Source organism: Paenibacillus cisolokensis, from assembly GCF_050481165.1.
In the GTDB taxonomy this organism is placed as follows: domain Bacteria; phylum Bacillota; class Bacilli; order Paenibacillales; family Paenibacillaceae; genus Paenibacillus_AH; species Paenibacillus_AH cisolokensis.
Window position 1 is genome coordinate 1 of the sequence record NZ_JBCNFP010000057.1, and the last position, 13954, is coordinate 13954.

Genomic DNA, 13954 nt, shown 5'->3' on the forward strand with positions numbered 1-13954 from the left:
TTAGATTTTCAAGATAGAAGGCGCTGCAACCAAGCCGCAGTATGCACCGGTGAAGACGCCGCCGGGGAAGGGTGCAATTCGAATAGATCGTTATTCAAGCCGCTTCCAACCAGCTGGCCTGCAATCCACAAAGATACGGATGAAGCTTTGCCAAGATGATGTTTCCACCAACGCTTTACGGTGCTGCGGGAGATCCCAACGGCTGGAGATGCAACTGTTAAGACGATGTTCTGCATGGATCGCCCTTGCAGTTTTCGATTGATCGCCGCTTCCCGAACCCATGTCACGAATCTCGCCCATGGTACGAGAAAATCCGGCAACAACGAGACCGTTATTCCGCAATCTTGGCAGAGCCACCGGTAGATGGGTATAATGACCGTGTCGTATTTGGATGAAACAGATCGGTAATAACGACCGTGTTTATGTAAAGTGCGGTTGCAAATGGAGCAACTTAATTCAACGTTTGGAGAACAATCTCCATAGAGACGCAAATAGGCCTTGCAAGAACGGCCAAAAGGAAGTATCTTGTTCATATGTGGTTTGTGTAAATGCTCCTGGTAGCCTCGCCAAAGGTCGGGAGCATTTTTTATTTGTATTTTTAAACATAAGAATAGCCTAATCCTCCGTCAGTGTACAGAAGGCATTAGGCTATTGTCGGTTGAATTGGTGCTGGGGCACCGCCAATAAAAGTGACGAGATTTTGCAATTTTCCCGACAAACAATGTGGCGGCGAACAAGTTGCCGGTAAAAGATTTGGAAGTATCGGTAAAATGGTATCAAGAGGTGCTGGGTATTCCGTTTACATTTGACTTCCGACCGGGTGACAATGAGGCTTGGTTGAATGTCGGCGGCGTAGGACTTGGCTTGATTCGTTGTCCAAAGGTTCCGAGCCTGGATTTCACCAATAGCTCTGGGCAGCTTCAGCCTATAATCTCTTTGCAGGTTGATAACATTCACGATGCGTATCGCGAAATCAAGGAAAAGGGAATTGAAGCGGGAGAACTGATTTATAAGCCGAGCGGAGGCTACAGCTTTACGCTTCGTGATCCGGACGGACATCTGTCTAATCTCTGGGGCGGCTGGCCGTCCGCTGAGGATGAACAAGCAAATTCGTAATCGTATGATCGAAAGCCCTCTCGATGAGGGCTTTTGATTTGCCTTTACGAAGATGACTTGAGGGAATTTCAATTGCAACCAGGGGTTGCGGGGGCACCGCAACCAAAGCGGTCTTTACTTTCGGTTGGGAATATCCAATAATGGCGAATAAATAACAGAAAGGTTGCTGCTGAAAAATGATATTTGCCGAGAAGCTAAAAATGGAAAGAAAGAAGAAGGGGTGGTCCCAAGAGGAATTAGCAGCGAAACTTTTTGTAAGTCGACAGTCTGTTTCAAAATGGGAAAATGGCCAGAACTATCCGAGCATTGAAGTCATCATTAACTTAAGCGATCTCTTCGGTGTGACGATTGATGAATTATTAAGAAGCGATGAGGAGTTGACCAAGAAAGTGATAAGAGATGGTAAAAAATTAGCCTATCCAAAATTAAAAGCAACATTTGATGTGTTGTTTTTAGCAGGTGTGGTCCTGTTATTGATAAAGTTGGGCGTTCTTGCTTTAAATAAATTAACTCCAATGGACATTACGTTGTTCGGCGGGAAGCTGTTATGGAATTTTGGACCTTTATTTCTGATGGTCGGTGCGGGGATTGGTTCCGGTATCCTCAAAGACAAATATAAAAAAGAGTAACGATGAAATCGCGGAATTGAAAAATAAGACATTACAAATTACCCGAAATCGGATTACGCAGTAATGAACTGGAACGGTTTTATATTCGGATGACATCGATACGAACGGATTTGCGTTACAACATTTTGCTTTCTGGAATACAGTCCCAAATTACATCCTTGCATGCAGCCGGGTTTAAGGCCATGAATTTGTGTATTTCCAGATTTTTTTAGGGCCAATACCGTACTTTTTGCCTGCAATGGCATGCCATCACTAAATTTACCGGCTTTAAAATAGAAGATAACTATCATATAATAGAAAATATCTTAATCCATTATTCATAGTGAAGTGATATATTATGATCGGATAGTGAAGCGATACACTATGATTACGTTATATTGATCCGGACAAGGGTGTGACTCGGTCGCACCCTGACTTGCTGTGGAGCCTAAGAAGGAGTGGCTATATCTTTTCTTCAAAATATTAGCGTGTTAGGACGGTAAAAATGGGACAAACCAAAACAGACGTTATCTTGATCGGTGCCGGAATCATGAGTGCGACTTTAGGGTCGCTGCTGAAAGAATTGGCGCCAGACTGGGACATTACGGTGTTTGAGAAGCTGGCGAGCGCAGGAGAGGAAAGCTCTAACGAATGGAATAACGCCGGAACGGGACATGCCGCCCTGTGCGAGCTTAATTACACAGCCGAAAAACCGGACGGATCCATAGATATTAGCAAAGCTGTAAAAGTAAATGAACAGTTTCAAGTTTCCTTGCAGTTCTGGTCTTATCTTGTAAACAGCAATCTGATTCGCAATCCGCAGGACTTTATTATGCCGTTGCCTCATATGAGTTTGGTGCAAGGGGAAAAAAATGTAGCGTTTTTGAAAAAACGTTTTGAAACGATGACGGGCAATCCGCTGTTTCAAGGGATGGAATTTTCCGATGACCCGGCCAAATTGACGGAGTGGATTCCGCTTATTATGAAAGACCGGGTATTGCATGAACCGATTGCGGCAACAAGAATCGAATCCGGTACGGATGTCAACTTCGGCGCTTTAACGCGCATGCTGTTCGACCACTTGAAGAGTAAAAACGTCGAGATCAAATTCAAACATAAAGTCGAGGATATTAAACGTACCGGCGACGGCTTGTGGGAATTGAAAGTGCGGAATATCGATAGCGGCGCCGTCGAGCGCCATACGGCAAAATTCGTCTTTATCGGCGGCGGCGGCGGAAGTCTTCCTTTGCTTCAAAAGTCCGGCATCCCGGAAGGAAAGCATATTGGAGGATTCCCGATAAGCGGCCTGTTTATGGTGTGCAATAATCCGGAGATTGTAGCGCAGCATCATGCCAAAGTCTACGGAAAGGCTAAGGTTGGCGCACCGCCGATGTCTGTACCGCATCTTGACACCAGGTTTATCGATAATAAAAAATCGTTGCTTTTCGGACCGTTTGCCGGTTTCTCGCCGAAGTTCTTGAAAACCGGTTCCATGTTCGATTTGTTCGGTTCTGTCAAACCGCATAATGTTATAACGATGCTCGCGGCAGGCGCCAAAAATCTTTCGCTGACAAAATATCTGATCCAGCAAGTGATGCTATCGAAAGAAAAGCGCATGGAAGAGCTGCGGGAGTTTATCCCGAACGCCAGAAGCGAGGATTGGGATTTGCTGGTGGCCGGCCAGCGTGTGCAAGTGATCAAAGATACGGCCGCCGGCGGAAAGGGAACGCTTCAATTCGGTACGGAAGTTGTCAGTGCCGCCGATGGGTCGATCGCCGCGTTGCTCGGCGCTTCTCCGGGCGCTTCGACCGCCGTTTCCGTCATGCTTGAGGTCATCGAAAAATGCTTCCCGCAGCAACTGAAAGCATGGGAACCGAAAATCAAAGAAATGATTCCTTCTTACGGCGTGTCGCTTGCGAAAAATCCGGAGCTTATCCGTGAAATTCATGCTTCGACAGCGCGAACGCTCGGTCTGAACCGCGAACTGCAACCTGTCGTGTAGACCGTACAAATAAATAAAGAAATGAAGCGGCCTCCGTCCATGAATGCCATCGGACAGAGGCCGTTTAGCTTTGCTTGCATGCTTTCGACGTCTATTTAAGAAAACGAAAAGGCTGTATAATGGTTTCAGCAGCGGAGCGTAGATGAAAAGCATTTGAGAAGGATAGGGAGCATGCATCAAAGAACAACTTTCATGATCATCTTTATTCTTTTATGTGCATCGAATGTAGCGGGAGTTCTTTATCTGGATACTTATGAACTTTTATTTATGTTGTCAGCCAGCTTCCTGATCGGTTTATTGGCGATGTTTACTTCGTCCAGGATCGGCTTTGCTTTTCTTATCGTATATGTTCTGGGACATGGTTTTTACAGCGTGGGGGTTACATGGGGGAAAAAATTAAATTTTGACATACAAATGATCCAAATTTTAAAACAATGCATTTACACGCTGTCCGCTGTCGCTTCATGGCTGCTGATGTATAGTATTAATAAAGCGAGAGAGCGATACATAAGTCTTGAAAAAGAAGTCATGGAGCTTCGTAAATTAGAACCTTCCACGGATATATTGACTTTTAATGAATTCATGGAAAGAGCGAAGCTTCTTATTTCCGGAATGAAGCGAAGAGGGGAAAAGGCATATTACGTCGTGTTTGAGGTTTTAGGGGAAAAAGATTATCAAAAGCGTGTGGTTTATGAGAAACTGACCCAATTATTGCTTCAATCCGTGCGAGTCAATTATGATTTGGTCGGTAACGGCGGACACAATCGCATTATCGTTTTCTTGTCCAATACGGGCGAAGAGGGAGTTCAGATCGTATTGCAGCGTCTGGCCCAAAAAGTGGATGCGGAATACAATCTGACGATGAACGATTTTGTGTACAGTATTCATGATGTTGCCGACGATTTCGCGGCTTTCTCTGAGGCTGTGGCTTCTTGGAGAATGGGGCATGCAGCATCATGAATACCGTATTAAATTTTGTTGCCATTTGTTTTTGGCTGCTTGTCCTCTACTACTCGATTCTTACAGTGGGCGGTTTTTTGTTTCGCGCCAGAAAAAAGCCGAAAACGAAGCCCTTGAAGCATTATCCGAGCGTTGCCGTTTTAATTCCGGCCCATAACGAGGGGGTTGTCATGGCGGATACCCTCCATGCGATGAGTAAGCTGGAATATCCCGGAGAGCTTCGCATTTATCTTTTGAACGATAGTTCGACAGATGAGACGGGTGAGATCGCGCAGTATTACGACGATTCTTATGCTCATATTCACCATATTGAAGTTCCGCCCGGCACACCGAGAGGAAAGTCTCGGGTGTTGAATTACGGGATATCGATCAGCATGATTGCTTTGGAGTTTTCCGCATTTCAATTGCTGATGCAGGCCGGGAGATGGGGACTGTTCAAACTCGGCTCGTTAACGGGAACCAATCTCATTATCCGTCGCGACATACTGGAGCGGGTCGGGGAATACGACCCTTATGCGCTGGCTGAAGACGCTGATCTCACGTTAACTTTAACCCACATTGGCGGTCTGTTGCCGATTGTGCCCGATGCGAGAACATGGTAGCAGGAGCCGGAAAACTTCAAGGTTTGGTTGAGACAGCGTACGCGTTGGATGCAGGGAAATCTGTATTTGATTGAGAAAACGATCAAAAATCCGCGATTGCTGCGCGGAAGAAACTTTATTCATTCAGCGCAGCTCATTCTTGTTTACATCTGTTTCGTATTTTTTCTGCTTGTGTCAGATGTGGTTTTTATTGGGACTTGCCGGCAAGGTTCAAAGTACGGCGACGACTCCGCTGCTTATTCTCTGGTTCGAGTTATGGCTGATGTATTACGTCCAGCTCGTTACTGCGCAGATGTCCGATAAAACACTTCGTCCGATCGATTTATTGGTATCGTTTTTGATGTATTTTTCATATGCCCAATTATGGCTTTTCCTGCTTATAAGAGGCGTTTACTATCAAATCAAATTAAAACTTACCAAGAAGGAACCGATTTGGGACAAGACGGCACGGTTCAAGCAGGGAAGAAATATAATCGGGTAGATGAGCCTGAATCATGATTCGGGACGAGCCTTCAAAACTCTCAAAACCAAATCCGCATCGGGCATCGGACAATCCTTCCATTGGATTTTGCTGATGGCCAGACCTTGAATAAGGGAGTAGTACAGCACCGCCAATTTCTCGGGATCGTCATGCATGATTTCTCCGGTTTGCTGGCCGGCTTCGATTAAGGGCAAGGTAGCCTTGATGGCTGAAAACGCAAGCTCATCGTCCATCATCTGTTTCACTTCCTCCGGTACGGCATCGGATGTAAAAGCTTGTATCATGATCAAAAAGAGATAAGCTCCCTCACCGGCAATGTTTTGCAAAATCATTTGCGTCATCCAGCGCAGTTGTTGCAGAGGGGATCCCGCTTGTTGCCTGGCATATTGAATGACGAGAGCGGACCCCTGCAATGCCTTTTTAACCAGCGTGGTGAACATCTCTTCCTTGGATTTGAAATAATGGTAAACCAGGCCGTGGCTTAATCCCGCCTCAGAGGCAATATCGCTTATTTTGGCGGCGGCCATGCCCCTGCGGGCGAACACTTTCAAAGCCGCCTGAAGAATCTGCTCTTGACGTTCGTCCCGAATTTGTTGATTTTGTTCTTCCGTTCTGGGCATACGTTGTTCCTCCGTTTATTTGTTGGCGGCATACATTTTGGCAAATATTTTTCCCTTCCAGGGCATTTTGTCCAAAACCCGCATATTCCAATAAAAAAGGTGCTTTAGCATGATGCTTTTGTTTAGTTTCTCCATCGCTTTTTCTTGCCGAACCTGACCTTCCTGCAGCTTATCGATTTCATCCCGCCGCATCTGTTCAAACGCAATCAATTTCGCGCGTGAAAAGTCTTGGGCTTGAAGGGCATCGCAGATGATCGGGGCCAGAACATCCGAATCTTTCATCGCCGCATTGACGCCGATTCCGCCTGCCGGGCTCATCGTATGCGCAGCGTCTCCCATAATGACCAGGCCATTCTTCACCCATGTTTCACATTTGCAGCTCTGAACGGGGAGGCATATAAAATCGTTCCAATCCCGAATATGCCGATCGACGAATGGCTTTAATTCCGGCGCGGCTTTCAATAACGTATCGATAAAAGGCTCAAAATTTTGCTTCCGGAGAGAAGGGAACGATCCTTCGGGAATTTGCCATCCGATCTGGACATAACCTCCGGTACAGGCGAAGAGGGTAATTTGGGTATGATTGACGAGCACGATCCGCATCGTCGGTTCCCAATCGGACGGAACCGGTATTTTCGCCCATAGAACATCATAACCATGCTTGGCTATTGTTGCGGGAATATTCGCCAGTTTTCTTACGCTCGAATATCTTCCGTCAGCCCCTACGACAATTTTGCTGCGAACCTCAACTTCCCCATCTTTACCTTTCGCTTTTAATCCTACCACATGATCTTGCTCGATGATTAACTCCGTAACGGTCGTTTTCATAAGCAATTCCAAACAACCGGTTTGCTGCGCTTCTTCGATGAGTACGCTAAGCAGGTGCTTATGGGGGAAGTGAATGCCGACATGCTCGATACCGAACAGGTCAGGCGTGACGGACATGACCCTTTTGGTGCCGATAAAAAATTCAACCCTCTTCATCGGTAAAATCCCCAGTTCCCGAACCTTATCAAAAAGCCGGTATTTCTTCAATAAGTCCGCCACATCGCCGTGTAAGTGTTCGCCGCGGAATTCACGGTCAAGCTCCTCATGCCGTTCGATCAGCAGCGTTCGAATCCCTTTTTGGGCCAGCAGATATCCAAGGAATGCGCCGGCTGGTCCTGCACCGACAATACAGACGTCAACATGATAAGTAGTCATTTATAATCCACCTCTTTTTTTGATTGAATATAAAGTCAATGAAAAACACAACCAAACTTTACTACACTTTTTTCTTTCGGTCAATAGGGAACGGGGAAAAATTTTCCGTTGGACCATTTCCCCGATGACTTAAGGCCAAGTGTTAACGCTCTTGATCTGATGAGGGTTTGCGAAACGAATATAAAGGGCTGTCCCTCTGCAAAATCCGGGACAGCCCTAATGGATGGAGAACAGTATTTTAATCGTTGGAAATAATCACTTTCAACGCTTTGTTTTTTGCTGCGTTTTTAAAGACGTCGTACGCTTGTTCGATCTGATCGAAGCTGAACCGGTGAGTCACCAGTTGCTCGGGCTTCAGCTTGCCCGATTTGACCGTATTAAGAAGCATCGGCGTCGAATTTGTGCTGACGAGGCCGGTCGTGATGGTGACGTTGCGGATCCACAGCTTTTCGAGGTGAAGCTCGACGCTTTTGCCATGTACGCCGACATTCGCAATGTGTCCGCCTGCGGCGATAATTTCCTGGCAGAGCGCGAAGGTCGCGGGAATTCCGACCGCTTCAATCGCCACATCGACGCCTTTATTGCCCGTAAGCTCCAATATTTTCTCAACCGCTTTGCCGTCGGAGGAATTCACCGCTTTTGTCGCTCCGAATTTTTGGGCGACTTCGAGGCGGTTGTCATCCAGATCGATCATAATGATTTCAGCGGGAGAATAGAACTGGGCTGTCAACAGCGCGGCCAAGCCTACGGGGCCTCCGCCTACAATGGCTAAGTCGTGCAAACACGCTTAGTGTAAGCACGGAAACTGACGTATGACACTGTGCGCTCACTCCCCAGACTACCACCAGATCGGATGTAATAAGTTATATATTATGCTTTTCGAGACATTCAAGACGAAAAGCAGCTCAATGTACATGAGCTACTTTTCGTCGTGTCATGAAAGAACCGGTTTCACGAAAATTTACTCTCCCTTAACAGGCATTACCGGATATTGTATTTGCTAATTAACTCATTTTTAAACTTACCTGTCCCCGCAACACTTTTTTCAGAAACGTCTAGCCTATACTTTCCTTCATTAACACCAACGATTACGTATAAATCAGGATATGTCAAGTCAGGCCGCAACACAAGGAGGTATCTTCCCGATTTTTTCATAAGTTCGTACCCTTCAATTGTAAATTGCGTTTTGCCTGGTTTTATTCCATTGTCAACGGTATACACGGGTTCAGAAACTTTAATAATCTCACCCGAGTTCAGCGTTTTATTCGATTTGTTGGCGTAAATGCTATCAATTTTGAAGCTGGTAATCGTAAAACCTTCCTCGACAAATCCTTCTTCATCAGTTATGAAATGATTCTCGCTAGCAATAGGCTCGCCTGATACAATCAATTCCGAACGGTTCTCAAGCTCATCTAAGCTTTTGTGAGTAACAGACATTGCTTCAATTTCAGAAATTGTTGTTCTACCATCTGCATACATATAACCAGCGGCAGATAAAAGTATCACTCCTACAGCAACCGACAGTGTCTTTTTAAATTTCATGACGATGGCTCCCTCCTTATTTCCCATATTTTTCAATAATGTGACTTTTATCAATTGGTTGCGGCATATTGCTTGATGCCACTATCTTATCGTCACGCATAACTGAAGCAACTCCGGGATCATTATTATGCTTTAATCCCACTGCATGACCAAATTCATGTGTGAAGGCATATTGTCTCAAAGCGTTGGACTCCATAGACTTTAGATTGGTATGGTCAAACCGAACTCTCGCTCTATGCCTACGATCATCAGGATTTACCTGTAGCCGTTTCTACTCCCATTGCCTGCTACCCCCTATGAGTTGGCGACCTGGAAGGCCGCCACTGTCCAATTCAATTATCATATAAGCGTTGAGAAAATGCACTATTCCGTTCCCTATGAATATATCAAGCATCGCGTAGATGTACGGATGACCCGCAACGTTATTGAAGTCTTCTACAATAATAGTATCTTTTGATCGGCCAGTTGGCTTAAAGTTTATTGAATTGAAAAATGATTTGGAGACGTTGCTGGAGTGTGAAGTCGATCTGGTGACAGAAGCTGCCTTGAAACCAGCTATGCGAGAAGAGGTCCTGCGAGAGGTTCAATATCAATGAAAAGACAACGGTTGTATTTGCAGGATATGCTGGATTCCATGAATCGGATAGCAAATTACATTCAAGGCGAAAGCTACGATACGTTTGTCAACCATCAAATGTTAGTGGACGCCGTTGTTCGAAATCTTGAGATCATTGGAGAAGCTGCGGGCAAAGTGTCGGACGAACTTCGCGAACGGGTTCCCGAGGTGCCGTGGAAGCAAATGAAAGGACTTCGTAATATCATGATTCATGAGTACTTTGAGATAGATAAGTCCATTATTTGGAATATTGCTTTCATGGATTTACCCAAAGCCAGAGCCCAAATTGAACAAATAATCGCGGAAGAAGTGATAGAGTAAATCTTGATCCTGCTGTGAAAAGGTCTTTTTTTGAAAAAATGCGAATGAAAATATGAAGAATGTTTAAGTAATTTTTGGCATTATCCGCTGGCCGGGGCGGGTCGACCAGGAAGTTCCAGCATGGGTGCGAAGCTTGAACCAAGCCGGTTTCAACGATTTTCGGAGCGCCGATTATGGGCTGCCGGCGCCGGATCTAAAATCTTGTCAACAGCTTTCATGACGAAAGCTGCTTTTTCTTTAATTGATATTGTAAGCGCTTCCTGTTTATGATAGACCCTGGAGTTGAAATTGAGGGAGGTTCATGCATGAGTCAGCTGCGCAACCAGCATACTACTTCCGAAAGCAAAGCCCGGGTCGCAGTTCAGCGTTTTGGCAGGTTTCTCAGCGGCATGGTGATGCCGAATATCGGGGCTTTTATTGCATGGGGTTTTATTACGGCCATGTTCATTCCGACGGGGTGGATTCCTAACGAAAGTTTGGCTTCTCTCGTCGGTCCTATGATGACTTATCTTTTGCCGCTCCTGATCGGTTATACCGGTGGTCATATGATCCACGGAACGCGGGGCGGCGTCATTGGGGCAGTCGCCACAATGGGGGCAATTGTCGGAGCCGAAATTCCGATGTTGCTCGGGGCCATGATTATGGGTCCGTTGTCTGCATGGATTTTAAAGAAATTCGACCAGGCGATTGACGGCAAAGTGCGCGCCGGATTTGAAATGCTCGTCAACAACTTTTCATCCGGCATCATCGGTTTTCTGTTGGCGCTTGCGTCGTTTAAAGGCGTCGGACCGGTGGTCCAGACGGTAAGCAGGGCGCTGGCCGACGGCGTGGAATTTCTGATCAACAACAATCTGATTCCGCTGGCCAACATTTTGATCGAACCCGGCAAAGTTCTGTTCCTGAACAACGCCATCAACCACGGGGTATTGGGTCCGATCGCGCTGGATCAGGCTGCGAAGACCGGTCAGTCGCTGATCTTCATGCTGGAATCCAACCCGGGTCCGGGACTTGGCATCTTGCTCGCGTACTGGCTCTTTGGCCGCGGTATGGCCAAACAATCGTCTCCCGGTGCCATTATCATCCATTTCCTGGGCGGTATTCATGAAATTTACTTCCCGTATATTCTCATGAAGCCGGTTCTCATTCTGGCCGCGATCGGCGGCGGCATTGCAGGGACCTTTACGTTCTCGCTCTTGGGCGCAGGACTTGTCGCGACTCCTTCTCCGGGAAGTATTTTTGCCTACCTGGCGATGACGCCGAAAGGCGGTCTGATTCCGGTGCTCTCCGGGGTATTCGCTGCAGCGCTCGTCTCTTTCCTGATCGCCTCCGTCTTGCTCAAGACAAGCCGAAGCGGGCAGGAAGACGATCTGGAGTCCGCAACCGCCAAGATGAAAGAGATGAAAGCGAAGTCCAAAGGCGAAGACGCAGCACCGGCGGCCAATACGGTCAAATCCGCTGAAGAAGTGAACAAAATCGTTTTCGCTTGCGATGCCGGTATGGGCTCCAGCGCTATGGGAGCGTCCATTCTCCGCAGAAAAATGAACAAAGCCAATATTAAGGTGACCGTTACGAATACGGCCATCAACGATATTCCTGCGGATGCCGATATCGTTATCACCCATAACTCCTTGACCGATCGGGCCAAATTGAAAGCGCCGAATGCCGAACACATCTCGATCGACGATTTTCTGAAAAGCGCGGAATACGATGAGCTTGTGCAACGTTTGAGCAAATCATAAGCCGAGCCGAGGACGCAGCGCCGACGAATCGACCGTCGTCGCTACGTCCGTTTCTCGGAGAAAGGATGCCGGCCATGATCGTCTCCAATCGACAGCGTCGCATATTGGAAGTGCTGCTGAACCGGCAAGGGGAAGTTACAGCCGGCGAGATCGCGGAAGAGGTCCAGATCAGCACAAGGACCGTTCATCGCGAGATGCTGGCGCTCGAGCTTCTCCTCTCGGAGCATCAATTGTCGCTGGTTAAAAAATCCGGCATCGGCATATCGATTCAAGGAAATGACGAGGACGTGGCCCGGTTTAAAAAGAAGCTCAGCCGTTCCGAAACCGCAACCTATTCTTCCGAGGAACGCAAAGTGCTCATCATATGCCGGCTGCTCGAGGAAGCCGAGCCCGTCAAACTCTTCGCGCTGGCCCACCAGCTTAATGCGGCGATTCCGACGATCAGCCGCGATCTGGATGAAATCGAGCCGGAATTGCGCAAGCACGGTCTGGAATTGGTCAGAAGAAGAGGGTACGGAGTGGAAATAACCGGCGACGAGTCCGCCAAACGCCACTTGATCGGAAGGTTGGCGCAGGAATATTTGGACGAATCCGATCTGTTCGGAACTTCTTCCGAGCAATCGTCCCCGTGGCCCGTTACCCGGCAATTGCTTCGCATGGTCGGCAAAAACAATTTTTTTGCCATCGAGAAGCTGCTGTGGAAATGGAAGGAGGGGTGGCCGAACCGGCTGCCGGAGGAGGCATACACGCGTTTGCTTATCCGGCTTTCCGTCGCGGTCACGCGCATGCAGCAAAATCACTGGATCAAGCCCTCCGACCGGATGGTTGCAAGCGCGGGGGAACGGCAACCTCATCCCAGGCTCGAACGCTTTATGGAAGCCTTCGAACTGGAGTGGCCGGAAGCGGAGAAGGAATACGTACAGAAGCTGCTCGACGACGTGGAGGAATATGCCGCCGATGATTCCGCGATACTGCTCGAAAAGTACGGATTGGAGCTGGCGGAGACGGCCGTCGATCTGATCCGGGCGGTAGGGCGCCGGATGGACATTCCGTTCGATCAGGACCGCTCTCTGCTGGACGGACTCATCCGTCACCTGGGCCCCGCTTTGGAACGGCTGCGCGAAGGCAAGGCCATCCGCAATCCGTTGCTTGCGCAGATCAAAAAGGATTACGAGCCTTTGTTTGCAGCGGTCAGAGAAGCCGCGGATGAAATATGGCGGGATCTCGTCGTGCCGGATGAGGAAATCGGTTATCTCGTCATGCATTTCGGAGCGTCCGTAGAACGGTGGCAGCTGTTTCCGCGAAACGTGCGGGCTTTGCTGGTCTGCACGAGCGGCATCGGCTCCTCGAAGCTGCTTGCGGTCCGTATCCATAAGGAAATTCCGCAGATCGAGCTGGTCGGACATTACTCGTGGTATGAAGCCGCGCGGATTCCGCAAGATCGGTATGACCTGATCATCTCGACGGTCGATCTTCCGGTGGAGCCGGATCGCTACATCAAGATCAGTCCGTTGCTGACCCGCGAAGAGAAGGAGAAGCTGCTCGCCTATATCCGCACGATTGCCGCGAACAAACCGTCGCCATCCGCCGTTAAGCCGTCGGACGATCATGGGCCGTGGGAGCGGCTGAAGCTGATCAACACCTACACTTCGGCAATCGTGCAAGTGCTGGATTCGTTTGCGGTATATTCGCTCGATCTTGCGGGCGGAAACGATCATTTGCAAGCCGTATTGACAGCCATTCTGGCCAGGCTGCCGAAAGGATTGCTGCAGCAGGAAGAGACGATCGTGGAGCGGCTCATCCAGCGGGAGAAATACGGCAGCCAGGTCATCCCGGATTCGAAGCTGGCTTTATTCCACACCCGAAGCGAGTGGGTGCGCAAGCCGGTCGTGTCCCTGTTCCGCTTGAGCGCTCCTCTTATGCTGGGTCCCGACGGAACGTCCGAAGTCCGCCAAATTTTGCTGATGCTCGCGCCTCAGTCGTTAAGCCGTCCAATCCTGGAGGTGTTGAGCGAAGTCAGCGCCATGTTGCTGCTGCCCGAGACGATCCGGCTGCTGGAGGAAGAGGAGGCGGACAAGATCAAATCCTTCCTTTCGCTGGAGCTGGAAACGTTCTTGAGAACGAAATGGGAATGGAGAGAATAG

13 protein-coding genes and 2 pseudogenes are annotated in these 13954 nt (G+C 48.2%); 9 read left to right on the forward strand and 6 right to left on the reverse strand.

Annotation, left to right across the window (positions count from 1 at the left end; genetic code table 11):
• Positions 1 to 8: 8 nt before the first annotated feature.
• Complete coding sequence (locus tag ABEV74_RS09760; RefSeq protein ID WP_430145556.1) at positions 9 to 533, reverse strand: DUF6431 domain-containing protein; 525 nt, start codon at positions 531 to 533, stop codon at positions 9 to 11.
• A 205-nt stretch (positions 534 to 738) separates the two neighbouring features.
• On the opposite strand from ABEV74_RS09760, the gene ABEV74_RS09765 reads away from it, so the two are divergent.
• From ABEV74_RS09765 to ABEV74_RS09785, 5 genes and pseudogenes are all read left to right on the forward strand, one after another.
• On the forward strand, positions 739 to 1116 hold the full coding sequence (locus ABEV74_RS09765; protein WP_430145559.1) for a VOC family protein: 378 nt from the start codon (positions 739 to 741) through the stop codon (positions 1114 to 1116).
• 176 nt (positions 1117 to 1292) lie between these two features.
• The gene (locus ABEV74_RS09770; protein WP_430145560.1) at positions 1293 to 1745 is read left to right on the forward strand and encodes a helix-turn-helix domain-containing protein; all 453 of its coding nucleotides are present in this window, start codon (positions 1293 to 1295) and stop codon (positions 1743 to 1745) included.
• 484 nt (positions 1746 to 2229) lie between these two features.
• A complete protein-coding gene (locus ABEV74_RS09775) occupies positions 2230 to 3726 on the forward strand; it encodes a malate:quinone oxidoreductase (RefSeq protein WP_430145563.1) in 1497 nt (498 codons plus the stop codon).
• Between the two features lie 171 nt (positions 3727 to 3897).
• Positions 3898 to 4686, forward strand: a complete 789-nt coding sequence (locus tag ABEV74_RS09780) for a hypothetical protein (RefSeq protein ID WP_430145566.1) — start codon at positions 3898 to 3900, stop codon at positions 4684 to 4686.
• Positions 4683 to 5769: pseudogene (locus ABEV74_RS09785) on the forward strand (glycosyltransferase family 2 protein). Before ABEV74_RS09780 ends, ABEV74_RS09785 begins: the two are co-directional and overlap by 4 nt.
• An 11-nt stretch (positions 5770 to 5780) precedes the next feature.
• Here the strand turns inward: ABEV74_RS09785 and ABEV74_RS09790 are convergent.
• From ABEV74_RS09790 to ABEV74_RS09810, 5 genes and pseudogenes are all read right to left on the reverse strand, one after another.
• Positions 5781 to 6389, reverse strand: a complete 609-nt coding sequence (locus tag ABEV74_RS09790) for a TetR/AcrR family transcriptional regulator (RefSeq protein ID WP_430145568.1) — start codon at positions 6387 to 6389, stop codon at positions 5781 to 5783.
• Positions 6390 to 6404: 15 nt separating this feature from the next.
• Entirely contained in the window at positions 6405 to 7592 is a 1188-nt protein-coding gene (locus tag ABEV74_RS09795; protein ID WP_430145570.1) for an FAD-dependent monooxygenase, read from the reverse strand.
• Between the two features lie 238 nt (positions 7593 to 7830).
• A pseudogene (locus ABEV74_RS09800) lies at positions 7831 to 8364 on the reverse strand (zinc-binding dehydrogenase); the annotation flags it as partial.
• A 209-nt stretch (positions 8365 to 8573) separates the two neighbouring features.
• Positions 8574 to 9134 carry a hypothetical protein gene (locus ABEV74_RS09805; protein WP_430145572.1) on the reverse strand — a complete coding sequence of 187 codons (561 nt, stop codon included), beginning with the start codon at positions 9132 to 9134 and terminating at the stop codon, positions 8574 to 8576.
• 16 nt (positions 9135 to 9150) lie between these two features.
• Entirely contained in the window at positions 9151 to 9315 is a 165-nt protein-coding gene (locus tag ABEV74_RS09810; protein WP_430145574.1) for a hypothetical protein, read from the reverse strand.
• A gap of 99 nt (positions 9316 to 9414) precedes the next feature.
• Between ABEV74_RS09810 and ABEV74_RS09815 the strand changes: the two genes are divergently transcribed.
• The 4 genes from ABEV74_RS09815 (at position 9415) to ABEV74_RS09830 (ending at position 13954) form a co-directional block, all read left to right on the forward strand.
• Positions 9415 to 9591, forward strand: coding sequence for a Mu transposase domain-containing protein (locus ABEV74_RS09815; RefSeq protein ID WP_430145576.1), 177 nt, complete (start codon positions 9415 to 9417; stop codon positions 9589 to 9591).
• 135 nt (positions 9592 to 9726) lie between these two features.
• Positions 9727 to 10071: a HepT-like ribonuclease domain-containing protein gene (locus ABEV74_RS09820; protein WP_430145578.1), complete on the forward strand. Its 345-nt coding sequence runs from the start codon at positions 9727 to 9729 to the stop codon at positions 10069 to 10071.
• Between the two features lie 305 nt (positions 10072 to 10376).
• On the forward strand, positions 10377 to 11810 hold the full coding sequence (locus ABEV74_RS09825) for a PTS mannitol transporter subunit IIBC (protein WP_213528897.1): 1434 nt from the start codon (positions 10377 to 10379) through the stop codon (positions 11808 to 11810).
• Between the two features lie 74 nt (positions 11811 to 11884).
• Entirely contained in the window at positions 11885 to 13954 is a 2070-nt protein-coding gene (locus ABEV74_RS09830; RefSeq protein ID WP_430145581.1) for a BglG family transcription antiterminator, read from the forward strand.